Source organism: Microbispora sp. H11081, from assembly GCF_012999535.1.
Classification (GTDB): Bacteria; Actinomycetota; Actinomycetes; order Streptosporangiales; family Streptosporangiaceae; genus Microbispora.
Genome location: NZ_JABBWV010000018.1, coordinates 111,065 through 136,130, shown reverse-complemented (window position 1 = coordinate 136,130; position 25,066 = coordinate 111,065). Strand labels below are relative to the sequence as shown.

At 72.8% G+C, this 25,066-nt stretch carries 21 protein-coding genes; 5 read left to right on the top strand and 16 right to left on the bottom strand.

Annotation, left to right across the window (positions count from 1 at the left end):
• Positions 1-378 precede the first annotated feature (378 nt).
• The gene (locus HHX31_RS30650) at positions 379-2,424 is read left to right on the top strand and encodes a S9 family peptidase (RefSeq protein ID WP_169952761.1); all 2,046 of its coding nucleotides are present in this window, start codon (positions 379-381) and stop codon (positions 2,422-2,424) included.
• Between the two features lie 244 nt (positions 2,425-2,668).
• Here the strand turns inward: HHX31_RS30650 and HHX31_RS30645 are convergent, their stop codons facing one another.
• Positions 2,669-5,074, bottom strand: coding sequence for a lysylphosphatidylglycerol synthase transmembrane domain-containing protein (locus HHX31_RS30645; RefSeq protein WP_311932345.1), 2,406 nt, complete (start codon positions 5,072-5,074; stop codon positions 2,669-2,671).
• A gap of 49 nt (positions 5,075-5,123) precedes the next feature.
• Here HHX31_RS30645 and HHX31_RS30640 point away from each other — a divergent pair, with 49 nt between their 5' ends.
• Positions 5,124-5,576, top strand: coding sequence for an RpiB/LacA/LacB family sugar-phosphate isomerase (locus HHX31_RS30640; protein WP_169952751.1), 453 nt, complete (start codon positions 5,124-5,126; stop codon positions 5,574-5,576).
• Positions 5,573-6,175 carry an HAD family phosphatase gene (locus HHX31_RS30635; protein WP_169952749.1) on the top strand — a complete coding sequence of 201 codons (603 nt, stop codon included), beginning with the start codon at positions 5,573-5,575 and terminating at the stop codon, positions 6,173-6,175. Before HHX31_RS30640 ends, HHX31_RS30635 begins: the two co-directional genes overlap by 4 nt.
• A gap of 18 nt (positions 6,176-6,193) precedes the next feature.
• Here HHX31_RS30635 and HHX31_RS30630 read toward each other — a convergent pair whose 3' ends face one another.
• Entirely contained in the window at positions 6,194-7,423 is a 1,230-nt protein-coding gene (locus HHX31_RS30630) for an MFS transporter (protein WP_169952747.1), read from the bottom strand.
• Positions 7,420-8,385, bottom strand: coding sequence for a hypothetical protein (locus HHX31_RS30625; protein WP_169952745.1), 966 nt, complete (start codon positions 8,383-8,385; stop codon positions 7,420-7,422). Before HHX31_RS30625 ends, HHX31_RS30630 begins: the two co-directional genes overlap by 4 nt.
• A 337-nt stretch (positions 8,386-8,722) precedes the next feature.
• Here HHX31_RS30625 and HHX31_RS30620 point away from each other — a divergent pair, with 337 nt between their 5' ends.
• Entirely contained in the window at positions 8,723-9,727 is a 1,005-nt protein-coding gene (locus HHX31_RS30620) for a LuxR C-terminal-related transcriptional regulator (RefSeq protein ID WP_169952743.1), read from the top strand.
• Positions 9,728-9,762: 35 nt separating this feature from the next.
• On the opposite strand, the gene HHX31_RS30615 is transcribed toward HHX31_RS30620, so the two are convergent.
• The 6 genes from HHX31_RS30615 to HHX31_RS30590 are packed head-to-tail and all read right to left on the bottom strand — an operon-like array spanning position 9,763 to position 16,802.
• Complete coding sequence (locus tag HHX31_RS30615; protein WP_169952741.1) at positions 9,763-10,347, bottom strand: histidine phosphatase family protein; 585 nt, start codon at positions 10,345-10,347, stop codon at positions 9,763-9,765.
• 12 nt (positions 10,348-10,359) lie between these two features.
• A complete protein-coding gene (locus tag HHX31_RS30610) occupies positions 10,360-11,619 on the bottom strand; it encodes an MFS transporter (RefSeq protein ID WP_169952739.1) in 1,260 nt (419 codons plus the stop codon).
• Entirely contained in the window at positions 11,616-12,836 is a 1,221-nt protein-coding gene (locus tag HHX31_RS30605; protein ID WP_169952737.1) for an ATP-grasp domain-containing protein, read from the bottom strand. Before HHX31_RS30605 ends, HHX31_RS30610 begins: the two co-directional genes overlap by 4 nt.
• Positions 12,833-14,101 (bottom strand): ATP-grasp domain-containing protein, encoded by a 1,269-nt coding sequence (locus tag HHX31_RS30600; RefSeq protein ID WP_169952735.1) that lies wholly within the window; start codon positions 14,099-14,101, stop codon positions 12,833-12,835. The genes HHX31_RS30605 and HHX31_RS30600 overlap by 4 nt, the downstream gene beginning before the upstream one ends.
• A complete protein-coding gene (locus tag HHX31_RS35870; protein ID WP_169952733.1) occupies positions 14,098-16,119 on the bottom strand; it encodes an ATP-grasp domain-containing protein in 2,022 nt (673 codons plus the stop codon). Before HHX31_RS35870 ends, HHX31_RS30600 begins: the two co-directional genes overlap by 4 nt.
• Positions 16,116-16,802: a thymidylate kinase gene (locus HHX31_RS30590; protein WP_169952731.1), complete on the bottom strand. Its 687-nt coding sequence runs from the start codon at positions 16,800-16,802 to the stop codon at positions 16,116-16,118. The genes HHX31_RS35870 and HHX31_RS30590 overlap by 4 nt, the downstream gene beginning before the upstream one ends.
• A 34-nt stretch (positions 16,803-16,836) precedes the next feature.
• Here HHX31_RS30590 and HHX31_RS30585 point away from each other — a divergent pair, with 34 nt between their 5' ends.
• A complete protein-coding gene (locus tag HHX31_RS30585; protein ID WP_169952729.1) occupies positions 16,837-17,574 on the top strand; it encodes a gamma-glutamyl-gamma-aminobutyrate hydrolase family protein in 738 nt (245 codons plus the stop codon).
• A gap of 23 nt (positions 17,575-17,597) precedes the next feature.
• Here the strand turns inward: HHX31_RS30585 and HHX31_RS30580 are convergent, their stop codons facing one another.
• From HHX31_RS30580 to HHX31_RS30550, 7 genes are read right to left on the bottom strand one after another with little or no spacing between them, the layout of a single operon-like run.
• Entirely contained in the window at positions 17,598-19,253 is a 1,656-nt protein-coding gene (locus HHX31_RS30580; protein WP_169952727.1) for a hypothetical protein, read from the bottom strand.
• Entirely contained in the window at positions 19,253-20,374 is a 1,122-nt protein-coding gene (locus tag HHX31_RS30575) for a pyridoxal phosphate-dependent aminotransferase (protein WP_169952725.1), read from the bottom strand. Before HHX31_RS30575 ends, HHX31_RS30580 begins: the two co-directional genes overlap by 1 nt.
• Entirely contained in the window at positions 20,367-21,476 is a 1,110-nt protein-coding gene (locus HHX31_RS30570; protein ID WP_169952723.1) for an amidohydrolase family protein, read from the bottom strand. Before HHX31_RS30570 ends, HHX31_RS30575 begins: the two co-directional genes overlap by 8 nt.
• Positions 21,477-21,485: 9 nt before the next feature.
• Positions 21,486-22,181 carry a TenA family transcriptional regulator gene (locus tag HHX31_RS30565; protein ID WP_169952721.1) on the bottom strand — a complete coding sequence of 232 codons (696 nt, stop codon included), beginning with the start codon at positions 22,179-22,181 and terminating at the stop codon, positions 21,486-21,488.
• Positions 22,148-23,059, bottom strand: coding sequence for a RimK family alpha-L-glutamate ligase (locus HHX31_RS30560; RefSeq protein WP_169952719.1), 912 nt, complete (start codon positions 23,057-23,059; stop codon positions 22,148-22,150). Before HHX31_RS30560 ends, HHX31_RS30565 begins: the two co-directional genes overlap by 34 nt.
• Entirely contained in the window at positions 23,056-23,685 is a 630-nt protein-coding gene (locus HHX31_RS30555; protein ID WP_169952717.1) for a hypothetical protein, read from the bottom strand. Before HHX31_RS30555 ends, HHX31_RS30560 begins: the two co-directional genes overlap by 4 nt.
• Positions 23,678-24,796, bottom strand: coding sequence for an FAD-dependent oxidoreductase (locus HHX31_RS30550; RefSeq protein ID WP_169952715.1), 1,119 nt, complete (start codon positions 24,794-24,796; stop codon positions 23,678-23,680). The genes HHX31_RS30555 and HHX31_RS30550 overlap by 8 nt, the downstream gene beginning before the upstream one ends.
• Between the last annotated feature and the right edge of the window lie 270 nt (positions 24,797-25,066).

Below are 25,066 nucleotides of genomic sequence, written 5' to 3'. Positions count from 1 at the left end.
ACAGGAATTCGACCGCCCCGTTTCCGGGACAACCCCTCGAACTTACCCGAACCCCCAGCCCGACGCAAAACCGGACCAGCAACCCCAGCAAGACCACGAGAGAACACCGACCACCGGCCCGCGCACAGCCAACACAACCACCGAAGTGACTGAAGAGGAGTGCGCCGAACCGCGCCGACACCACAAGATTACCAGGGTCCGGCACTGCCATGACCCGGGACGAGAAGAACACCGGGAGCTCCCGGTCTATTCCCGCTCGCGGGACTCCGCTTCCTGGGCCGCCCGGCCGTGCCGCGTGCCGTCACCGGTTGTCCACAGGCCTGCGGCGAGGAGCCTTGGCGGGACCATCCCGACCATAGACTTTGGCGCGTGAGCGACATGCCGCCTGTAGCGAAGAAGGTCTCCCTGGAGCGCACGCATCACGGTGACACCGTCATCGACGAGTACGCGTGGCTGCTCAAGAAGGACGACCCCGACACCATCGCCTACCTGGAGGCGGAGAACGCCTATACCCAGGAGATGACCGGCCACCTGCAGGACCTGCAGGAGGTCGTCTTCAAGGAGATCAAGGGCAGGACCCTGGAGACGGACCTGTCGGTGCCCACCCGCAAGGGCGCCTGGTGGTACTACTCCCGCACCGAAGAGGGCAAGCAGTACGGCATCCAGTGCCGCGTGGCCGCCGAGGACGACAGTCCGCCGCGCCTGGAGCCGGGCACGCCGCTTCCGGGCGAACAGGTGATCCTCGACGGCAACGAGCTCGCCGGCGACAGCCCGTTCTTCTCCGTCGGCACGAGTGCGATCAGCCCTGACGGCACGAAGCTCGCCTACTCGACCGACTTCTCCGGCGACGAGCGCTTCACCCTCCGGTTCAAGGACCTGACGACGGGCGAGCTGCTCCCTGACGAGATCCCGGGGGTCTTCTACGGCGGCGCCTGGTCGGCCGACGGCTCCACGTTCTTCTACACCACGGTGGACGAGGCCTGGCGCCCCTACCGGATCCACCGGCACACGCTCGGCTCGGCCGAGAGCGTCGTCGTCTATCAAGAGGACGACGAGCGCTTCTGGGTGGGCATCGGGCTGACCCGCAGCCAGCGCTACCTGGTGCTGACCGCGGGCAGCAAGATCACCAGCGAGGTCCGGGTCCTCGACGCGGACACTCCCGACGGCGAGTTCAGGGTCGTCCGGCCCCGGCGGACCGGCGTGGAGTACGGCGTCGAGCACGCGGCCGACCGCTTCCTCATCCTGCACAACGACGGGGCGGTCAACTTCGAGCTGGCGTGGGCTCCCATCGACGATCCGGGGAGCTGGACTCCGCTGATCGAGCACAGAGACGACACCCGGCTGCTCGACGTGGACGCCTTCAAGGACCACGTCAGCGTGCACTTCCGCCGCGACGGCCTCACCGGCATCAGGATCCTGCCGGGTGCCGGGGGCGAGCCGTACGAGATCTCGTTCCCTGAGTCGCTGTACGACGTGGCGCCGACCGGCAACGCGGAGTTCGAGACGGGCAGGCTGCGCCTCAGCTACACCTCGATGGTGACGCCGCCGTCGGTCTACGACTACGACCTGCGGTCCGGCGAGCTGATCCTGCTGAAGCAGCGGGCGGTGCTCGGCGGCTACGACCCCGCCGACTACGAGCAGTTCCGCGAGTGGGCCACCGCTCCCGACGGCACCAGGGTGCCGATCTCGATCGTGGTCAGGAAGGGCGCGAGCCGGCCCGCTCCCACCCTGCTCTACGGCTACGGCAGCTACGAGTCGTCCATCGATCCCTACTTCTCGGTCGCCCGGCTCTCCCTTCTCGACCGGGGGTTCGTGTTCGCGATCGCCCACGTGCGCGGGGGCGGCGAGATGGGCCGCCCGTGGTACGAGGACGGCAAGCTGACCAGGAAGAAGAACAGCTTCACCGACTTCGTGGCGTGCGCTCGGCATCTGAAGGCCGAGGGATGGTCCGACCGGATCATCGCCAGGGGCGGCTCCGCCGGTGGCCTGCTCGTGGGCGCGGTCGCCAACCTCGCGCCGGAGGAGTTCGCCGGGATCCTCGCCGAGGTCCCTTTCGTGGACGCGCTGAACACGATCCTCGACCCGTCGCTGCCGCTCACCGTGACCGAGTGGGACGAGTGGGGGGATCCGCTGCACGACCCCGAGGTCTACGCCTACATGAAGACCTACTCGCCGTACGAGAACGTCGACGGCCGGACGTACCCGCCGATCCTGGCGACCACCAGCCTGAACGACACACGGGTGCTCTACCACGAGCCGGCCAAGTGGGTCGCCCGGCTCCGTGCCGTCGCCCAGGGTGGCCCGTTCCTGCTGAAGACCGAGATGGGCGCCGGCCACGGAGGCCGCAGCGGCCGTTACGACGCCTGGCGTGAGGAGGCTTTCGCGCTCTCCTGGATTCTGGACCGAGTCGGCCTGACCGAGTGAGCCAAGTGCCGGTCGGCCAGCCGCAGCACGGTCGCGGGACTGGTCCGCGCCAGTCCCGCGACCGTGGCCGGCGGTTCCAGGCCGATGGTCGGGTAGCCCCCCAGGAGCGTGCACCTCACCCGCTGCTCGGCCTTCGGCAATTCGGGCAGCACGCCATCGGCGTGGACGGCGGGCTCGGCGGGCGGCGCCCACCGGCGCGGCCCCGGCCCGAGGCCGTGTCACCGGCCGCCCCCGGGGATCGCGTCTACAGGGCGTTCTTGCGCTGCAGGTAGGCGAAGGACGCCCAGCCGGGGAGGACCGGCAGCCAGAACGTCATCAGCCGGAACAGCAGCACGGCCGAGGTGGCGATCGGTCCCGGCACGCCCGCGACCTGCAGGCCCAGCGACAGGGCGTACTCCACCGCACCCAGCCCGCCGGGGGTCGGGGCGGCCGAGCCGATGGCGTTGCCGGCCAGGAACACCACAGCGACGGCCGTGAAGCTGACCTCGCCGCCGAAGGCCAGCACGCACGCCTCCAGGCAGATCACGAAGCTCAGGGTGAGCAGCAGGGTCCCGCCCACCGCCTCGATCATCTTCTTGGGCGACTGCACCACGTCGAGCAGCCGCGGGATCACTCCCGAGAACATGGAGCGCAGCCGGGTGGTCAGCACGCGGCGCAGCGGCCCCACGGCGAGCACGATCAGGAAGAGCACCGCGACGCCGAGCAGCACCACGAGCAGGCCCCGCGACGGGGTGAGGGACGGCGCGGCCTGCGTGCCGGTGAGATAGCCGAACAGCAGCAGCAGCGCGATGTGCATGGCCAGGCCGATGAGCTGCGAAGCCCCGACGCTGGTCACCGCCGCTCCCGGCGGGACGCCTCGCTTCTGCAGGTAGCGGGTGTTGAGCGCGACGCCGCCGACGGCGGCGGGGGCGACCAGCTTCACGAAGGACGCGGCGAGCTGGGCCAGGACCGTGCGGCCGAGCGGCAGCGGCTCCGGCACGAACCCGCGCAGCATGATCGCCGCCGCGACGTAGCTCAGCGCGCCCGCGACCAGCGCGACGCCGCTCCACGCCCAGTTGGCCGTGGTGAGCACGGTGATCAGGTTGACCTGGCTGAGCTGGGAGAGCAGGAAATACGCGCCGAGCGCGCTGACGATGATCGTCACCAGCGTCCTGGGACGGAACCGCTCCAGCCGCACCTCTTGGACCTCGGCCTGCGGCTTCAGCGCGGTGATCTGCTCGCGGATGGCGGGCAGGAGCTTCTTGTCCCGGCGGGCGGCGGTCCTGGTCTCCCGGCTCAGCGCGATCCGCTGGAGCAGCGGCATCGCCCCGGCGAGCGTGTCCTCCCCCAGCACCTTCGCCGCCGACGCGACGGCCCGCTCCGCCCCCACCCGCGTGCCGAGGTAGGCGAGGAGCTGGGCGATGTCGAGCCGCAGCAGCAGGTCGCCCGCCGCGATCTCGCCGCTGCGGGCGTCCACGAGGTAGACGTTCCTGTCGGCGTCGACGTGGATGCTCTCCCCGGTCAGGTGGCGGTGGGCCAGGCGGTGCGCGTGCAGCAGCCGCACCTGCTCCCACATCCGGGCCAGCAGCCTGTCGTCGAACTCCTCGTCACTCAGGTCGTCGACCGGCCGGGTGTCCACGTGCTCGTACGCGAGCAGCGCGGCCTCCGTGCCGACCTCGCTCGTGCCGAGCAGGCGCGGCAGCCGCACCCCGGCGGCCTGCGCGGCGTACGCCATGAGGGCCTCGCGTTCGAGCTCGGCGCGCAGCGAGCGGATGGCCCTGCGCCGGGTCTCGTTGTTGAGCAGGAAGCGCCGCCACAGGCGGTAGACGACGCCCGCCACCTGCCGGTCGCGGTCGAGCACGGTCACGTCGATCCGCCGGTCGCCGACGAGGCCGACCAGGTAGCGGCGGCTGCCCGAGCTGTCGTCCTCCACCCGCCTCGCGCTGACCGGGGTGAACCCGAGCTTGCGCAGCGCGGCCAGCACGGTGCTGCCCGGCGGCCTGGTGTTCGCGCTGCCGATGCCGTACAACGTGCCGAACCCGACGGCGAGGCCGACGACGTAGGTGAGGATCACGCCCAGCGCGGTGACCTTGGTGGCCGTGAAGAGCGCGAACACGTCCAGGGCGAGCGCGACCCACATGAGCGCCCGCCAGTGGGGCCGCCGCCCCATCCGCACCGCGGTGGCGTAGGCGATGGCGGGGGTGAGCACGGTGTTGAGCGGCTCGACGTCCCTGCCGCCGGTGAGCAGTTGCACCAGGTCGGCCGAGCCCACCTGGACCAGCCACTCGTCCAGCGCGTACGACACGAGAAGGGCGAGGATCGCGGCGATCAGCCCCTGGGTGACCCGCATGCCGTCGCGGTGGAAGACCCGCTCGACGGCGAACGCCACCGGGACGATGAGAACGGAGACGCCGCCGAGCAGCCCGGCGGCGGCCGACAGCACGTCGGGGGCGCGGCCGGTGCCCGCCTGGACGTCGGTCTCCAGCCCGTTCAGCGTGCGCTGCAGGGCCAGGGCCAGCAGTACGACGGCGCCGAGGGCCAGCAGCGTGAGCAGGAACCGCAACGCGTCGGAAGGACGGCGGATCCGCTGCGGCAGCAGAGGCTCGACGACGAGGACAGCTCCCTGGCCAGGAGTGTCCAGCGCTGTGTCCTGCTCCTTGATGCCTCTCACCACCAGCGATTCTGTGCGATCTTCGCACTCGGTGTCCACAATTGACGACATGCGTATATCCCTGGCCTCGGACAGCCGCGACGGAGTCGCGTCGGTGCTCGCCGCCGAGGTGGAACGGCGTGGCCATTCAGTCACACTCTATGGAGCGCTGGCCCCGGGCGACCGGACAGACTGGGCGTGGTGCTGCTCCGCCGCGGCCAGGGATGTCGCGGAGGGCCGCGCCGAGCAGGCCGTGGTCTGCTGCTGGACCGGCACCGGCGCGTCCATCTCGGCAAACAAGGTAGCGGGAGCGCGGGCGGCCCTGTGCACGGATGCCGCCACCGCCGCCGGCGCCCGCGAGTGGAACGACGCCAACGTGCTGGCGCTCAGCCTCCGTCTCACCTCCCGGCAGGTTCTGACGGAGATCCTGGACGCCTGGTTCGCCACCGCGCCAAGCACCGACCCCGTGGACCTCGCGAACATCGCGTACGTCGGGGAGATCGGGCGGGAGGGACGGGCATGAGCGTCGACGCGGTGCTGTTCGATCTCGGCGGGGTCGTCTGCCGCTTCCGCCCCGAACGCCGCCTGGCCGGCCTGGCCGACGCCTGCCGGGTCCCCGCGGAGCGGGTGGAGGAAGTGCTGTTCTCGTCCGGCTTCGACCACCTGTGCGACCTCGGTGAGGCCTCGCAGGACGACATCCTCCTGCGGGTGCGCGACGGTCTCGGCTTCACCGGGGACCTGCGCCTGCTCCAGGACCTGTGGTGCAGGGCCTTCGAGCCCGATCCCGAGGTGCTCGCGCTGGTCGACCGCGTACGGCCGCGCCGCACCGGGCTGTTCACCGACAACGGCCCGCTGCTGCTCGACGCGCTGCCGCGCGCCTTCCCCGAGGTGGCGGGCCGCTTCGACGCGCTGGCCTTCACCTGCGTGCTCGGGCGGACGAAGCCGGACCCCGAGGCGTTCTCGGCGGCCCTCGCCCTCATGGGCGCGGACGCGGGGTCGACGCTGTTCGTGGACGACTCGGCGCGCAACGTCGAGGCGGCGGGCGAACTCGGCATCAGGGCCGTCCGCTTCACGGACGCCGCCGCGCTGGCCGGGCAGCTCGACGCGATCCTGGGAGAGTGAGCCCTTCGGGGCGGCGGATCAGGAGACGTCCGTCACGGGCCGGTCGAGCGTGCGCATCGACGGCACGGGCGAGGCCAGCAGGGGAAGCAGGGCGAGCAGGCCGCCGACTCCCGCGGCGACCACGCTCGCCCGCGGCCCCGCCACGGTGGCGATGCCCGCCCCCGCCATCGCCCCGACAGGCACCAGGCCGCGCCCGAGCGTGCGGGAGGCCGCGGTGACCCGGCCGATGAGACCGGCCGGGGTGATCGTCTGCCGCAGCGTGATGAGGTTCACGTTGTAGACGGGCGTGCCGAGGCTGCTCACGATCTGCCCGAGCACCAGGCACGGCATGGCCCACCAGCCCCCGGCCGCCGCACTGACCAGGAAGCCCGTGGCCAGCAGCCCGAGCGCGGCGACGATGGCGCCGCCCGTCCCGATCCAGCCGGCGATCCTCCTGCTGAGCAGCGCGCCGCCCACGAAGCCGAGGTTGCCGAGCCCCATGACGATCCCGATCTGCGCGCTGCCGAGGTGGATCACCTCGGTCATGTAGAGGATCGACATCGCCTGGTACATGCCGATGAAGAAGACGCTGGCGGAGTAGCCGGTCAGGACCGGGCGCAGGATCCGGTGCCGCACCACGAAGCGCAGCCCTTCCGCGATCTCCGCGCGCAGGGCGGGACGGCCGCCGTCCCGCGTACGGGCGGGCGTGCGGGGCGTTCCGAGGAGCAGCGCGAACGACACGGCGTAGCTGGCGATGTCCGCCACGACCGCCGGAGCGGCCCCGGCCACCCTGATCAGCACGCCGCCGAGCCCGGGGCCAAGCACCAGGGCGGTGGCCCGGGTGGTCTCGATCCTGGCGTTGGCCCGGGTGAGGTCCTCGGCCGCGACGATCGACGGCAGCACAGCGGACGCCGCGACCTCGGAGAACACGGTCGCGGTGCCGACCAGCGCGGCCACCGCGATCAGCAGCCAGAGGCTGAGCAGTCCGGCGGCCATCGCGGCGGGGACCGCCAGCAGCAGGACGGCGCGGGCCGCGTCGCACGCCAGCAGGACCGTGCGGTGGTCCCACCGGTCGACCAGCGCGCCGGCGGGCAGCCCGACGACCACGTAGGGAAGGAAGGACGCGGCGAACAACGCGCCCACCCCCAGCTCTCCCGCGTCCAGGTCGTGCAGCGCGACGAGCGGCAGCGCGAGCACCGTGACCTGGGTGCCGAACTGGCTCGCCCCGCCCGCGAGCCACAGGCGGACGAAGGCGGGGCCGAGCGTCACGCCGCCGACGCGGCCAGGTCCTCGACCGCGTCGCACAGCTCCGTCACCAGGGCCAGCCCGGCCGGGGTGAAGTGCCCGCCGTGCTCGCGCAGCGCCGCCGACAGGTACCGGACCGACTCGGCGCCGGTGCGGACCGCGTCCTGGAACAGCGCCCGCTCGTACGGCAGGAGCGTGGGGTCGGCGAGCTGGTGCAGGCGATACTCCAGCACGTGGCCGTAGACGACGGCGGCGTGGAGCACCCGGTCGATCTCCCACTGTTGGTTGCCCTTGGATCCGCCGTGCTCCGCCTGGAGGTCCTCCTCCTCCCGCCAGTAGATGTCCACCTTGGGGGAGGTCGCGCTGTCGTAGTCGGGCGCGAGCACGTCGGTGAGCAGGAGCTGGATCGTCAGGGCCTGGTGGATGGCCTCGTGGTAGAGGTTCTCGCTCAGGAACCGGGGGGACGGCACGGTGCTCACGCACCGGGGCGGCAGCTGCCGGAAGGAGCGCTCGGAGAAGAAGGCGCAGAACGGCAGCACGGGGAAGGACGAGGTGGTGATCTGGCTGTCCCTGCCGCGGTGGTCCTCCCGCAGCTCCACCAGGGCGACGACGCGGATGTACGCGGCGAACAGGCCGAGCGCCGGCGGGAAGGCGGCCAGGTGGCCGATGGCCGAGACCAGCAGCTCGCGCAGCTCCGGCTTGTGCGGCAGCGGCCGGTGGGAGGGCAGCGGGAGGTGCGGCGTCAGCTCACGGCCCGGCTCGTCGTCGAGCCAGAGAACGGAGACGCCGCCGACGGAGACGACCTCGCCCCGCACCCGGTCGAGCAGGTCCGTTCCGGGGGAGCCGCCGAACTTGCCGTACAGGGCGAAGGGCAGCAGGTGCGGCCCGAGGGGCATGCTCCCCAGCGCGGGCTCGTGGAGCGTGTAGTCGAAGACGGTGCCGGCGGGCACGTGGCGGTCGAGCAGGCTGCGGATGGCCGTGGACACACTTCTCTCCATGGTTGGGGTGGTCCCGGTGTGACCCGGGACCACGACGGCACCGGTGCTAGTCAGGAATGACCATGTCGAGGCGGCTGGTGAGGCGCTCGATGCGCTCCGCGATCTGCTCGATATCCATGGGACACCCCCTTTCACCAACAATCGGCTCGTATTGATCAGGGGTACCCGAGGAACATAACACGGCGGAACGGTGAGGTTTGTCAATTGTATGTTTCGGCTCCGCGCTGTTAACGGTAAGTGATTTCGGCCGACAACAATGGCATTCTTGTGAACGGCGGCTCCCGGTGCTTAAAGTGGATCGAATCGACATGACCTGGGGGCAGGCATGGAATCCGTGGACGGCAGAACGCAGGTTCAGCGCGTTTACCAGCTCATCCTCGATGATCCGGATTGGACGCCGGAACGGCTGCAGGCCAAACTCGGCATCACGCACACGGAGGTCTCGGCGGCGCTGTCGCTGATGCGCGACCTCGGACTCCTCGAACGCGACGAACTCGCGCCCAGCGGCATGGCGGCGCGCTCCGCCGAGGCGGCCCTGGTCAACCTGCTGCGCGAGCAGAAGACCACGCTCAGCGCCCGTGTCGACGAACTGCAGCGGACCAGCGCGGCGCTCGACACGCTGGCCTCGCAGTTCCTGTCGCTGCGCAACCCGAGGCCCAGCGACACCCGGGTGGACATCGTGGTCGGCGACGACGAGGTGACCGCCCTGCTGCGGGACGCGACGGCCGTGGCCTACCACGAGGTGCTCGTTCTCGGCATGGATTTCCCGGGCCGCTGCGCGGACACCGAATTCGGCAGCTCATGGCATCGCCGAATTATCGGCAACGGCGTCCGGATGCGCGCCGTTCATCTGTGCTCAATGGCGCGTTCCATGCGCGCCGCGAATCGCCTGCGAATGTTACAGCGAGATGGCGTGGATATCCGGTTGACCCCCTCCGCGCCTGTGAGCATCATGACGTTTGATCATTTCCTGACGATCGCTGCCATTCCTGCGTTCCAGGGGACCACCGCCGTTCTCGCCATTCACGGGCACGCGTTGACCGGGCTTTTCCGGCACGTCTTCGACTGGTGCTGGGCGACCTCGGCCGCGCTCGGCTCGGAGGCGCTCGACCCGCCGGCGCCGCAGGACCTGAGCGAGCAGCAGAAGGCCGTCGTGCGCATGCTCGCCGCGGGGATGAAGGACGAGACCATCGCCCGCAACCTCGGGATCTCCCAGCGCACCCTGCGCCGTCTGATCACCGAACTGATGGAGGTGCTGGAATCGGGCAGCCGCTTCCAGGCCGGGGTCAAGGCCGCCGCGCTCGGCTGGGTTCCCGCCTCCGGCGTGTGACGGCTCCCCGCGCCAACGCCGCGACCTGACGCCCGTCATGCGGCCACGTCGTGACGGACCAGGCGCCAGACGCCGCCGTCCTCGGCGAGCACCGACCAGTTGCCGTTCGCGGGCGACACCACGCACGGCCACAGTGCCGCGGGCAGGCCGAGCAGGCGGACGATGCAGAGGCGGATGGCCGCGCCGTGGCTGACGAGGACCGCCGCGCCGCCGTCGGCCAGGCCGGCCGTCACCCGTACGGCCGAGGCGGCCACCCGCTCCGCCACCTCCGCGTCCGACTCGACGCCGAAGTCCTCCAGGTGCTTGCCGGTCCGCGCGAGCAGGTCGTCGATCTCGCCGTCGCGCAGGCCCTCCAGCGACCCGCCGTACCGCTCGCGCAGGCCGGCGTCGGGCACCGGGACGAGCCCGGCGAGCCGCCCGAGCGCGGCGGCGGCCGACACGGCCCTGGACAGGTCAGAGGTGACCAGCGCGTCCGGCCGTACCGCCGCGAGCACGGCCGCGGCCCGCGTCGCCTGCGCCTCCCCCGTGGCGTCCAGGGGCACGTCGGTGTGCCCCATGAAGCGGTCGTCGGCGTTCCAAGCCGTACGGCCGTGCCGCCACAGCACCAGTCGTCTGACCATGTGCCCTCTTCCTCAGGTCGCCGGCTCGGGGGACGCAGGCTCGGGGGGCCTGGCCGCCGCGCGCCGCGCGTGCGCGAGGGGCCGGTGCAGCAGGCCCGCCACCGCAGCGACCGCGGCGAACAGCAGCCACCCGCCGGACAGGCGCAGCACGACGCCCGTGATGACGAGGGGCGCGAGTATGCCCTGGAGGGCCGCCCCCAGCTGGTAGGTGGCCAGGTAGCGCGCCCGCCGCTCCGGCGGGGCCAGCTCGTAGGAGATGGTCCATGCTCCGGCCGACTGCCACAGCTCGCCCCCGGTGAGCAGGATCACGGCGGCCACGGCGACGGCCGCGGCGACCCAGGGCGCGCCGACGTAGGCCAGCAGGAAGGCGGTGACGCCGAACGCGGCGAGCGACAGCCCCGCCTTGACCATGCTGCCCGCGGCGCCGGGCAGCGTCACGGCGGAGCGGGCCAGCCGCGCCTGCAGCAGCACGGCCAGCGCGGTGTTGACGGCGACCAGCACGCCGATCATCGCGGGCGGGACGGTCGTGGCGGTCACGATCCACAGCGGCAGTCCGAGGGACAGCAGCGGCATGTGGTAGGTCAGCACGCCGTTCAGCAGCGCGGACGCCACATAGCGGGCGTCGCCGCCGAGGTCGCGCCGCGTCTGCCCCGCGGGCCCGGCGGTCTCCAGGCGCCCGAACCCGGCCCGCCGCAGCAGCACCGCCTCCACGGCGTACGTGACGGCGTTGGCGAAGACCAGCGCCATGAACGCCTGCCGCGTGCCGATGTGGATGACCACGGCCGCAGACAGCGCGCCCAGGCCGAAGCCGATGTTGCGGACGGCCCTCGCCTTGGCGAGGGTGTCGACCCGGTGCTCGGCCGGGACCGCCGCCGCCGTCATGGCCTGCCAGACCGGGGGCACGGCGGTGTCTGCCAGCCCGATCAGGCAGGCGACGACCACGAACGTGGGAAAGTCGCCCGCCAGGCCGTACGCGACGTAACCGGCGCTGCGCCACACCTGCAGGGCGAGATAGACGCGGCCGGCCCGCAGCCGGTCGGCCACCATCCCGATCGGCACCGCGGCCAGGAAGCCCGACAGCGCCGCCAGCGTGAGGCCGAGACCCACCTGGCCGGGGGTGAGCCCGACCACCTGGGTGAAGTAGAGGGCGGAGCCGGTGACGAACAGGCCGGTGCCGAACGCGTCGACCGCGCCGGACCCGGCCAGCCACCGCCCGTGGGAGGTGCGCGGCACGAGCGCCGCCGCGGCGAAGACCCCGAGCCGGCCGATCACCGCAGCGCCTCCTCCTCCGTGCGCAGGGACAGCAGGGACACCGCCTTGACCACCCGCTCCTCGGCCTCCCGGCCGGTGCGGCCGGTGGCGACGGCGTGGCCCAGCCGGTCCCAGGACGACCTCAGCTCCCCCACGACGTCGCCGGGGCGTGCCGTGAGCACGCACTCGGCCCCCTCGTACGGCGGCCACTCGGCGTGCGCGACCCGGCCCGGCGGGGCGGTGACGAAGCGCACGGCCGCGCCGGCACGCGCCGCGCCGGGCAGGGTGGGGGCGGCGCCGCACATCAGCTCGACGAACGCCCGGACAGGGGAGAAGCCGTACGCCCGCTCGACGAGGTCGAAGATGCCGTCCCCCGGCATGCGTCCCGCGCACTCCACCAGGTGGAAACCGCCGTCGTCGATCCACTCCGCGTGCAGCACGCCGGTGCGGTAGCCGGTGGCGGCGACGAGCCTGGCGGTCAGCTCACGCAGCCGCGCGGCCTCCGGCCCGCCGAGCGGCGCGGGCACCACGTGCCCGATCTCGACGGGGTTCGGCCCAGGGGCGACCCGCTTCAGCGTGGGGTTGAAGAAGACGATCTCACCGTCCCTCACGAACGCCTCCGTGCTGTATTCCAGCCCCCTGAGGCGGCGCTCGGCCAGATATCGGGCGGGCATCCCGCGGTCGGGGACGAACGCGGTCTCCTCCACGCCCGTCATCCGGCGCCACGCCTCCTCGACCGAGTCGCCCGGCCCGAGGAGCTGCACGCCCAGGCTGGCCTGCCGGTTGGCGGGTTTCAGCACGGCGTGGCCGCCGAACCGCGTCACGGCGGCGCGGGCCTGCCCTGGGGTCGCCACCTCGGCCCATTCGGGGTTGGGCACGCCCGCGGCGGAGGTCGCCTCGCGCAGCAGCGCCTTGTCGCGCAGGATCCGCGCCGCCCCCGAGGTGGCTCCGGGCAGGCCGAGCAGCTCGGCGGCGCCCGCGGCGGACTCCACGCCGTACTCCAGCCCGGGGAGCACGCCGGTCGCGTCCGCGCAGCCGGGCGGCACGGCCGGCGCCGCGCCCATGTGCTCGGCCACGACCAGCCGGGCGACCACCGGGCACCGGGCGGCGTGGTCCGCGAGGCCGCGCCTGGCGACGAGGTCCGGCTCCTCGACGACGACCACGGAGCCCGGCGGGAGGAAGGCGCACGCCGCGTCGAGCAGCGCCTTGGCGTAGCCGTACACGAGCACCTTCGTCATGCGCCTGTCTCCCGTTCTGTCTCGGGCCCTGTGTCGGGCTCGGTGTCGGGCTCGGTGTCGGGCTCGGTGTCGGGCTCGGTCTCCAGCACGTAGCGGCGGGCGAGCTCCCGCTGCACGCCGTACGCCTCGCGGGGCGTGTCCACCCGGAACAGCGCGAGGCCGGCGTAGAACACCGACGAGTGCCGGGCCGCCACCCGCTGGCCCGGCCGGTGGTGCATCGTCAGGTGCGTGACACCGGGCACGGCGGCGAGTGCGGCGGCGTCGCTGATCTCGCGCACCACGCCGTTGCGGCCCGGCAGCCCGATCCAGCCCGTCACGCCGCCGCCGTCGGCCGGGCGCGGCGCGGGGTCGTCGCCGAGCGCGGTGGAGACGAACGCCCGCCACAGGTCCACGCCGTGCCGGTCCCTGATCGCCTGGACGACGCCGCCGCCGCCGGGACGGCAGGCGATCTCGCTGAACAGCAGCTCTCCCCCGGTCTCGAACGCCTCCATGTGGGTGACGCCCGCGCGCATGCCGAGCGCGGCGACCGCCGCCTCGTGCAGCGACCGCGTCAGGGCGGCGGCGGGGTCGGCCTCGGGCAGGGTGAACGAGCCGAGGAACCGGTTGCCCACGCTGAGGACGCGCTGGAAATACTGCGACACCGACGCGAACACGACCTTTCCGTCGTGGACCACGCCGTCGCAGTGCAGCTCCCTGTCGATCTCGGCGTACCGCTCGACGACCAGCGGGGCGGGCAGCCGGGCGAGCGACTCAGGCGGCGGCGTGTCCTCCTCCAGCCGCACCACGTCGCGGGCCCCCGCGCCGACGGCGGGCTTGACCACCACGGGCCAGCCCAGCTCCTTGGCCGCCTCGGGCAGCCGGTCGAGGCCGCCGATCGCGCGGAACGGCACGTGCGGCAGGCCCGCCGCGACGATCGCCCGCTTCATCACGTCCTTGCGGGTGAACGCGACGGCCGTGTCGAACGGCATGCCCCGCACGCCGTGGTAGGAGCGCACGAAGGCGGCGGACAACTGGGCGCGCTCGTTGGCGGCGGCGACCGCGTGCAGGCCGTCGCCAACGAGGCGGGCGGCGGCGTCGCGCACGGCGGTCACGTCGGCCAGGTCGGCGACGGTCTCGACGGCGGCGGCCTCCCGGTAACGGCCCGCGTGTGCCGCTTTGGTGATGACGAGCGGCTCGGCGCCGGGGTCGCCGGCCAGCAGGTCGAAGGGCTCGGCCCGGTCCGAGGTCAGCAGCAGGAACCTCCGGGGCTCGCGCTCGCCCCTCACCGGGCGCCCCCCGGCTCTTCGCCGTCCGCACTCCCCGGCTCTTCGCCGTCCTGGGGGAGCTCCTTCACGGTGAACTCGATCCGCGCGGCCAGCGCGCGGCTGCGGGCCAGCGCCTCGGGGCCGGTCGGCCCGTCGGCCAGCACGTAGCCGAGCCGGTCGTGGGAGTCGCGCACCGCCGTCACCGTGTCTCCCGGGCCCACGCGCACCTTCACCAGCCGCGCCTCCGCGCGCGCCTCCTCGACCCCGTCCACGGCCGTGACCAGGCCCCTGCCCCGGCTGAGAGGGGCGGTGAGGAACGTCACCGCGGCGCCCCTGGCGGCCTCCCCCGGCGCCGTGACGCGCCGCTCGCCGTACGCGAACCAGGCGACCGCGGCCTCCACCATGTCAACGCCGTACGCCAGGCGGACCAGGTCGTTGATGCGGTCGCCGCCGACGCGGTCGTGCGACTCGACGAGTCTCGGGCCCCCGGCGGTGAGCACCACCTCGGTGTGCGCAGGGCCGTCCTGCAGCCCCGCCAGGTCGAGGAAGGTCCGCACGAGGTCGCCCACCCGCTCCAGGTCGCCCGGCGGCAGGGGGGCGGGCACCACATGGGAGATCTCCACGAAGCCGGCCGTCAGCCCCTTGCCGGTGACGGCGACGATCACGTGCTCGCCGCCGAAGCTGAGGCTCTCGACGCTCACCTCGGGCCCGTCGAGGAACTCCTCGACGATGAACTCCGGGCCCGCGAGACGGGCCGCCTCCGCCGCGTACGCCGGGCCGTCCACCCTGGTCACGGCCGCGCTCCCGGCACCGTCCACGGGCTTGACCACGCAGGGGTAGCCGTGGCGGGCGGCGAAGCGCTCGACGTCGGCTGGGCCGGTTCCCGCCGCCCAGGCGACGGCCATCCCCCTGCGGCCGTCGAGCAGGGCGCGCATGCGCCGCTTGTCGCGCAGCAGACCGGTCGTACGGGCGGAGGCGCCGGGCAGGCCGAGCTCGTCGCGGAGGCGGGCGGCGGGCAGCAGACCGGGTTCCGTCATGGACAGCGCGCCCGCCAACGGCGACTCCCGGTGGTGCGCGGCGGCCATCGCGCCGAGCAGGCCGCGGTCGCGCTCGTAGTCGAGCAGCAGCGCCCGCTCCCCAAGCACTGCGGACGCAGGCCCCGCGGACTCCGGCCCCGCGGACGCCGGCCCCGCGGACGCCGGCCCCGCGGGCTCCGGCCCTGCGGACTCCAGCTCAAGGGGGTGCGGCGCGAAGCGCGCGGGATGTTCGACGAACAACGTCTCGACGCCGAGGCGGCGGGCGGCGGCGCGCGGGGACGCGCCACCGATGATCACGAGCCTGCCGTCGCGTCCTTCGCGGCCCTCGCGGGGCAGGCGGACCCGGCACCGGCCGCCTGCCACGGGCGCGCCGCCGTGGAAGGCGACGGTGCCCTCCTCCTCGTCGTACAGCAGCCAGTGGCCGTCCTTCGCCGGGCCCACGTTGACGAGGTGCGCCCCGTCGACCGGCACCGCCACCCCCTCGACCGCCCGCAGGACCTCGTACGTCAGGACGCCGGGGGACGTGGTCAGGCGGATGAGGGCGGGCTGGTGGCTGTGCCCGTAGAAGGTCACCTCGTCGTCCACGGGGGCGGCCGCCTTCGGCGCCCACACGCCGCCCTCGACGCGGAACCAGTCGAACTCGTGCCCGTGGACCAGCAGGGCCCGGCCGGCACGCAGCCGGGCGGGCGCGGACAGCAGCGGCCGTAACGAGGCCGCGCCAGGCCCGCCGGGATCGGCCAGGGCGTCCCTGATCCGCTCCTCCTGGTTGCCCAGGAGGAGGCCGCCCTCCGCCGCCCGCCCGGCCAGCAGGTCCCACAGCGGCCCGTCGTGATCGACGAGTTCGGCCGCGGGCCGCCACACCGCCGCGTCCCGCTTGGAGACCTTCGCGTCCAGGTAGTCGCCGAGCAGCACGAGCCGGGCGCCGTGCCCCGCCGCCGCCCGCGCGATCGGCTCCAGCCGGTCACCACGCCCGTGCAGGTCGGCGACGAGGGCGTACCTCACGGCGACTCGCTCAGCGCGGGGACCGGCAGGCCGTGCTCGGCGAGGACCGCCGTGGCGCGGGCGAGCACCTCCTCAGGCGGGGCGGCGCCGTCGAGGACGACCGCGCCCGCGCCGAGCATCTCCCGCTCGTAGCCCGCGCACAGCCCTTCCAGCTTGTCGCGCAGCCCGCGCGGGGAGTAGACGCGCGTCCACCTGTCGGACCGCTCCACCAGCCTGCGGTACGCGAGATCGGGGTCCACCCGCAGCCAGAACAGCACGTCGGGCCTGGGGACGGCGTCGGCGAGCCGTGCGTACCACGCCCGGTTCTCCTCGACCGGCCCGCAGTAGACCGCGTTCGTCTGCAGCCACCGGTCGAAGACGACCGCGTCGTACTGCTCGAACAGCGGGCCCTGGTAGCGGAACTGGAGCAGGTTCTCGATGACGTAGAGCGAGTGGCGCAGGTCGCCGGGGATCGCGTCCTGGTAGAGGACGGACTCGTCGTCGCGGGTCTCGATGAGCGCGCGGAACACGCCGACCATCTCGCGGCACGGCCGGGCGAGCAGCGCGCCCCGCCCGCCGCCCGCGTCGCGGCCTGCGTCGAGGGCGGCGACGAGCCCGCGCACCAGCGTGGACTTGCCCGCGCCGTCGACTCCCTCCACCGCGATCAGAGCGAAGTTCCGCCGGACTTCTCGGTTATGGCTCACTATGGGCCCCCTCGACGTCTTTACACTCGACTCTGTGGATCAGCCGTTGATCGGTGTCCCCCTGCGCCCCTGGCGGCGTCCGGGGAAGCGCGAACGCTGGATGCAGACTCCGGACTTCTTCACCTCGGTGCGGGCCGCGGGCGGCGTGCCGCTGCCGATCCCGCCGATGGACCTCCCTGGCGTGCGCGCCCTCTACGCCATGTGCGACGGCCTGCTGCTGCCCGGCGGCAAGGACGTCGACCCAATCTCGTACGGCGCGGCGCCGCGCGAGGAGGAGACGCTGCCCGACCTCGACATCGTGGAGATCGCCCTGGCCCGCTGGGCCGCCGAGGACAAGGTGCCGCTGTTCGGCGTGTGCCGCGGTGAGCAGGTGCTCAACGTGGCGCTCGGCGGCACGCTGTACGGGCACATCGGCGACCTGCCGGGAGTGGGCGACCACGGCGGCGACGACCTGCCCACGGTGTGGCACGAGATCGAGATCACCGAGGGAAGCCGCCTGGCCGCGGCGCTCGGCGGCGTGCGCGCGACCGTGAACAGCAGGCACCACCAGGCGGTCGACCGGCTCGGCGACGGCCTGCGCGCGGTGGCCGTCAGCCCCGACGGCATCGTGGAGGCCATCGAGGCCGAGGGCGACTGGTTCGCCCTCGGCGTGCAGTGGCACCCTGAGGAGGCGTCCGAGCGCGCGACCAGCGGCCCGCTGTTCCGTGCCCTCGTGGAAGCGGCAGTGGACGCGTCCGTGGCGGCCTCCGCGCGGTCCCGCCCGGCCGTCTGACGCCGGGCGGTGCGGCGGCCCGGTCACGGCGGCACCGCCAGGCCGGCGCCGCTCAGGCCGCGGACGAGGCCGAGCGCGGCGTCCACCGCGTCGAGCGTGTCGGAGCCCTCCACCGCCACCATGCCCCACCGGCCGGGGACGCAGCCGACCACCCCGGCCCGCCGTCCGCCGGCGAGCGCCTCCACGGCCTCGCGGGTGGCGCCGAGGCCGGCCCCCGCCGCCGGGCGGTACACCCGCGTCGCGACGTAGTCCGCGTCGCCGAGCCCCTCCTGGAAGGCGCGCATGTACTCCGCGCCGTGGGAGGACAGGTTGAAGTCGATCACGCCCAGGATCGGCCGGGCGCCGAACCGGCCGCCGACCGTGCCGATCGCGAAGTCGAGACCGCCCATGGCGAGGCCGCCCTGGCAGCCCTCCCGGGCCGCGGCCGGGCCGTTGAACGCCTCCCGTACGGCGCCGATCGCGTCCATCATGGGCACGAAGAACTCCTCCGGCACCCCGAGCCCCCGGCACGAGTCCTTGTCGAGGGTGGCGTTGCCCTCCCACGAGCAGCCGTTCATGAGCTGGACGGTGAGCCCCTCGGCCACCTGGCCGTACCTGACGTGGCCGGACGGCGCGGCGATGAAGTCCCGCCCCGACACCGAGAACCTGGGGAACGCGACGTGCGCCTCCAGCAGGTAGTCGTCGCCGTGCGCGAACGCCTCGGCGGCGTGCGCGGCCAGCGCCGCCTCGTCGGCCAGGTCGAGCCCGGTGACGATGCGGGCGCCGTCGCCCGCCTCCCCCGGCTTGAGGCATCCGGCGGTCAGGCCGTACCGCTCGCGCAGCGCGCGGGCCGCCTCGACGAGGCGGGCGGTGAAACCGGCCGGGTCCTCGCCGCGGGGCACCAGATAGCCGGGCAGCACGGGCACGGCCATCTCCAGGCGGCGGAAGCCCTCGGAGCGGCGCTGCTCGGCTGCGAGCAGGTCGTCAGGAGCGAGGCCCGCCCAGTCGAGATCGGCCACGTCGGCGACGGCGGGGTGGATGTGGTTCTTGCGGTTCCACCTGCTGGAGACCACGGGGTCGTTGGCGTCGACGCGCAGCACGTCGGCCCCGGCCCGATCGGCCAGCCAGAGCAGGAAGATCTGCATCTCCTGGTCGAGCGCGTACAGCCGGGTGACCACCCCGGGCCTGGCGCTGTACCACGCCACCAGGGGGTCGAGCACGGCCGGGCGGTCCCTGGCCGCCAGCAGCAGGGCCTGGGAGAGGTAGTAGGTCTCGACGTCGCCGATGTCGAGGTGGTCGATCCCGGCCAGCCCCACGGCCTCGCGCCAGGGAGCGTGCCTGCCCACCGCGAAGTCCTGCGGACGGGCGAGGCTGACCACCCGGGCCTCCAGATAACCGGGCACGTCGTAGGCGACCCGCCCGGCGGCGATCTCGGCCACGTCGCCCTCGAAGCCCTTGGTCGTCCTGGTCGCCGAGTGCATGAGGACGAACGGCGGAGGCTCCGTCCCCGGGGCGGCCACGTACGGCCGCAGCCGCGCGGCGGCCTCCGCGGAGACCCGCGCGGGATCCAGGCCCAGCAGGTCGCGGGCCAGCCCGTCGATCCGCTCGTCCGTCAGCACCGAGGGGCCGGTGCTGAACCCCTCCCAAGGAAGCTCGCGCCCGTCGGGCAGTTTCACCGACCGGGAGACACCGACCGTCATCACACATCCCCTTTCACCAGGGAGCCGGTCAGCCTGCGGTGCGCGTCCTCCATCACCGGGAGCCGCTTGCAGAACGCGAAGCGCAGCAGGCCGGCCGCCCTTTCCGGACGGGAGTGGAACGTCGTCATCGGCAGGCCTGCGACCCCGCGCGAACGAACCAGCCGATCGTTGGCCTCGAAGGGATCATCTCCGGTCACCGGGGTGCGGGCCAGGACGAAGAACGCCCCGGCGGGTCGCGCCGGGGACCAGCCCGCGGCTTCGAGCGCGTCGAGCAGGAGGCCGCGGCGTACGGCGTACTCCGCCCGCTGCGCGGCGAACCACCCGGTCTCTCCCGCCCAGCGCAGCCCGGCCGCGACCGCGGCCTGGAGCGGCGCCGGGGCGCAGAAGGTCGTGAACCTGTGGACGTCGCGCAGCGCGGCCGTCAGGCGCGCGGGGGCGAGCGCCCAGCCCACCCGCCACCCGCAGACGCTCAGCGTCTTCGAAGCCGACGAGCAGACGATCGTCCGTTCCCGCATGCCCGGCAGGGTGGCGACGCTCCGGTGCGGCTCGCCGTACCAGAGCTGCTCGTAGACCTCGTCGGCGACCACGACGAGGTCGTGACGGACGGCGAACTCCGCGAGGGCGGCCAGCTCCGCCTCCCCCGGCATCCAGCCCGTGGGGTTGTGCGGCGCGTTGAGCAGCAGCGCCCTCGCCCCGGCGACGGGCAGGTCCGCCGGGTCGAGGACGTACCTGTCGCCCTCGCGGCGCAGCGGCACCGGCACCGGCCGCCCGCCGCACGACCGGACGAGCGGCGGGTAGGCGTCGTAGCAGGGCTCGGGGATCAGCACGCCGTCGCCGGGCGCGAGCACAGAAGCGAGCGCGCAGCGCAGCGCCTCGGTCGCCCCGGCGGTGACGGTGATCTCGGTGTCCGGGTCGTAGGCGCCCGCGTAGTGCTCCGCCAGGGCCGCGCGCAGTTCCCGCGTGCCCTCCGAGGCGACGTACTGGTGCGGGCCGTCGCGCACGGCCCTGGCCGCGGCGGCGTGGAGCGGGGACGGCCCGCCGAAGTCGGGCACGCCCCTGCCCAGGTTGACCGCGTCGAACCGGCCGGCCAGCTCGTCGGTCACCGTGTACACGTCACGCATGCTCGATCCGGTAGAAGGCCGCGGGGTTGTCCCACAGGATGCGCCGCTTGACCTCCTCCGCCAGCGGCGCCTTGAGCACGTCCTCCAGTTCCTCGCCGAACTCGTGGTCCGGGTGCGGGTAGTCGCTGGCGAACAGCAGCCGGTCGGTGCCGATGTCCTCGGCGAGCTTGCCGAGGTACGGCTCGCAGCCCTCCACGGTGACCCAGCACTGCCGGGCGAAGTACTCGCTCGGCGGCCGCTTCACCTCGGGGATCTGGAACTGCCAGTGCCGGTATTCGAGGTCGTCGAGCCGCCACAGCAGGTACGGCACCCAGCCGCAGCCGGCTTCGAGGAAGCCGAACCGCAGGTCAGGATGGCGCTCCATCACGCCGCCCTCGACCAGGGAGATGAACGCCATCATCTGCTCCATCGGGTGGCAGCAGGCGTGCATCGCGAAGTGGCTGGTGAAGCGGTCGGCGCCGGCGGCGGGCAGCCGCGTGTGGCATCCCTCGTGGAAGCTCACCGTGACGTCGAGCGCGGCGCACTCCGCCCAGAAGGGCGCGTTGTCCGGATGGCCCACCGGGCGGCCGTTCACCATGTTGGGCCGCAGGATCACCGCGCGCATGCCGAGCCGCTCCACCGCGTGCCGCAACTCCGCGATCGCGAGGTTCACGTCGTGCAGGCTCAGCAGCGCGACGGGACGCAGGCGGCGCGCGTCCGCCGTGCAGAAGTCCCGCAGCCAGGTGTTGTACGCCCGGCAGATGGCGGCGGCGAGCTTGGGGTCCAGGTGGTCGATGGCCGCCGCCCCCAGCCCCAGGGAGGGGTAGAGGAAGGCGATGTCGACCCCCTGCGCGTCGAGCGCCCGAAGCTGGGACGGCGGGTCGAACGGCAGGTAGTCCCCGTACGACTCCATCGTGCGCTCGTGGAACAGCTCGACCAGCTCGTCGGGGTAGTTGCGGTACATCGGCTCGCCGTCGACGATCATCTGGGCCCAGCCGCGGTCGGTCCTCGACAAACGCTGGGGCGCGCGGTCCCGGAAGGCCGGGTCGATGTAGCGCACCCACAGGTCGTCGGGCTCCATCACGTGGCCGTCGGCGTCGATGACCCTGAAGTCACCGGTCATGCCGCCCACTTATGCGATCACCGGCTGCTTGGCCGTACGGGCGTGCAGCGCCCGCCAGAAGTCCCCGAGGAGCCCGGCCATCGTCAGCGCGCCCCTGCGGATCTCGGCGTGGGCCGCCTCGGCCCCGGTGACCTGCTCCACCGCCGCGTGGATCCACTCCACGTGCTCGCGTTCGATGAGCAGGTGGAGGTAGAAGTACTCCAGGCTCTCGACGTTCGACTCGGGGAAGCGGCGGAAGCCCTCGTAGAAGCTGGCGATCATCGGCAGGCCGCTCAGCTCGATGGTGTAGTGGCCGCCGAGCGCCGCCTCGACCTTGTCCTCCAGGAACATCTTCTTGATGCCGTCCACGAGCGCGGTCGTCTCCGGCAGGTAGTCGACCTCGCCGACCCCGGCGATCTTCACGCCCAGCGGGGCGCACGCCTTCTCGAACATCCGGAAGTGGATCTCGCCCTCGCCGCCGCCGAGCTCGGAGACGATCGTCTTCGCCAGCTCCTTGCGGATCTTCTCGTCCTCCACCCGGTGGGACAGTCCTGCCAGGATCTGCGGGAAGGTGCGGATGTAGAGGTAGTACTGGTCGGCGAACACCTTCACGTCGTCGACCGTGATCTCGCCATCCCTGAACGCGGCGAAGAACGGGTTGTCCACGCACTCCGTCGCCTTGACGTCCCTGTTCAGAGCGTCGAAGAACTCCTCGGTTGTCTGCACGGCACTGTCCTTCCTTCTTGGGGTGTTTCGCGGGTGAGCCGGTCCACGACCAGCCGCCACAGGTCCGGCGGCGTCTCGAGGGCCGGAAAGGCCTGGACGTCGATGAGGTAGGGCCGCAGGCGGGCGTCCAGCAGCACGTCGAAGACGGCGTAGCGCAGCGACAGCGCCCGCGCGCCCGCCGACGTCGCCTCCCGCACCCGGGCGGCGACGTCCTCGGAGAGGGCCCCCGGCGGGTCCACGCGCAGCACCTCGCCGTCCACGACGGTGACGCGCAGCTCGTCGCCCCTGATCTCCTCCTCGAACAGGAACCCGTCGGTCGCGCACAGCGCGTCCAGCAGGGCGTCGGTGCCGACGGGCACCTCGCGCGGCGGCCAGTGCTCGCCCCTCGGCGAGCGCAGGGCGGCCCCGTCGAACAGATAGCCGGTGCGCCAGCGGCCGGGCGTGAGGTGGGTGATCCCCTTGCCCATCGATCCGCAGACGGCCTTGACGTACAGGCCGCCGCCGATCAGCTCGCGCAGTTCCTCGCGGCTCCCCGGCGTGTACGCCCGGGGGGTCGGCACGCCCGCCTCGCGCAGCACCCGTTTCACCGCGAGCTTGTCGCGGGTGACGGCCACCGCCGCCGGCGGGTTGACGAACGACGCCCCGTCGAGCGCGGTGCCGACCCGGCCCAGGTAGTCCTTCAGCGCCTCGGCGTACGCCCGGGTGCCGTACACCGCGGGCAGCCGGCCCTCGATGGCGGCGTCCCAGTGGACGTACGGGAACCCGAGGAAGACGAGGACGCCCGGCTCCGGAGGGGCGGCCAGCACCTCCCGGTAGGTGGCCACCGGCCCGTCCGCCCAGGCCGGAGTGGTGTCCGCGACCAGCAGCGGAGAGGTCATGCGCGCACCCCCGCGACCAGCGAGAGCACCTTGCGGGCGACCTCCTCGGGCTCGCCGTCGCCGTCCACGACGACGCAGCCGGAGTCGGCCATGAGCCGGTCGTAGCGGGCCGCCAGGCGTTCGAGGTCGGTGAGCAGCTGACCGCGGTCCCAGTTGTCCACCGTCCAGTCGCCGCGGCACACCAGCCGCTCCAGCGCCACCGTCGGGGAGACCCGCAGGTAGCACAGCACGTCGGGCTGGGGGATGAACGCGGCGAACCGGCGATACCACTCCTCGTGCTTGCCGAGGTCGCCGCAGTACACCTCGTAGGTCGGCAGCCATCGGTCGAACAGCAGCCAGTCGTACTCGGCGTAGCGCGGCTGCCTGCAGCGGAACTGCATGATGGCGTCGACGATGTAGGAGGCGTACCGCACCTGCGACGGCACGACGTCCTGGTAGCGGACGAGCCAGCCGGTCGGCTCGTCGATGATCTCCCGGTAGACGTTGCCCATCTGCGGCGACAGCCGCTCCCTGAGCGTGAGTCCGGGAAGCGTCCGGTGGAGCGTGTCGATCAGCGTGCTCTTGCCCGCGCCGTCGATCCCCTCCACCGTGAAGATCTTGTACGGCCGGTCGTCTCGGCTATCCATACTGAGGGCTCTTCGCGAGAGTGGAGATGGCGGGGAAGGTCTCGTTGACCGCACGGCGGCCGGCGCAGGCGCCCACCGCGTACAGGCCGGGGATGGGCGTGCGGCCCTTGTCGTCCACCGGGATGGCGCCGGAGGCGGTGCGCGGCAGCCCGTCGAGCAACGCGCAGCGGGGATAGACGGGTTCGCTGCCGGTCGCCCAGACGACGGTGGTCTCCGCCGCCCGCCGCAGTTCGTGCCACGCGCCGTCGCCCAGTGGCAGCGCCTCGACGTGGTCGCACCGCGGCGGCATCGACCAGACGCCGAGCGGGTTGCGGTTGCGCTCTTCCCGGTAGGTGAGGCACACGTCGCCGTCCTCGATCGTGAGCGTGTCGTAGACGAGGTGCCGCACGCACGGGATCGGCACCCCCGAGCGGCACTCCCTGCCGCCCTTGACGACCAGTTCGCAGGTGAGCTGGGAGGGGGCCCGCCAGGCGAACCTGTCGGAGGTCTCGACGGGATAGGAGCCGACGTACCTGTTGGCCAGGACGACGACGTCGCGGGCGGCCGGGGCCATCAGCGCGGCGGTCTGCATGGCCGAGTTGCCCGCGCCCACCACCACGACCGAGCGGTCCCGCCACGAGCCGCAGTCGCCCTGCCGCTGCCGGAGGTAGACGTCGGCGTAGCTCAGCGCTCCGATCGCCTCCCACGCCGCCGGCGGGCGGCGCGGGGCCGAACCGGTGGCGAGGACAACCGACTCGGCGATCACGCGGTCGCCGCCGCGCAGCGACACCTCGAACTCCCCGTCCACCTGTCTGATGTCGACGACCGTGCCGGTCAGGAGTTCGCATCCGGCCCGCAGCAGGCGGGAGCGTACGTAGTCGTCGTAGACCGCCGCGCTCGGCCGCATGCCGCCGACCGGCAGCAGCCGGCCCACTTCTCCGCTGTCGGCGGAGACGGCCAGTTCGTGTGCGTAGGACTGGAGGACGGCCTCGCCAAGGAAGGCCATGCCGGTCCCCAGCCTGTCGCTGACGACGAGGATGTCCTCGGGCGGAGTCACCCCTTTGAGTACCTGTACTGCCGCGGCCGACCCTCCGCCTATGACGACCAGGGGCCAGCGAAATCGATCAGGCAAGTAGACCGTCCTCCGAAAATTGGATGAGGCCGTTTCCTGGACGCGAGAGCCGCGCAACAATTGTGAAACAAAAGGACGTTTTGGAATCTCGCGTCTGGTTCGAGAGTCTCCACAGTGCTCCCGCCGGACGTCCAGGGAGGCGAGCTGTCCGGATCCGGCACTGCCGAAAACGGCCAGCGCAATCCATGTACTACCTGTAGGTAATAAATAGAAGGGTGTCCCCTATCGGACACGCCGGTAACGGCCATAAGAAAATGCCGCCGGATCTTC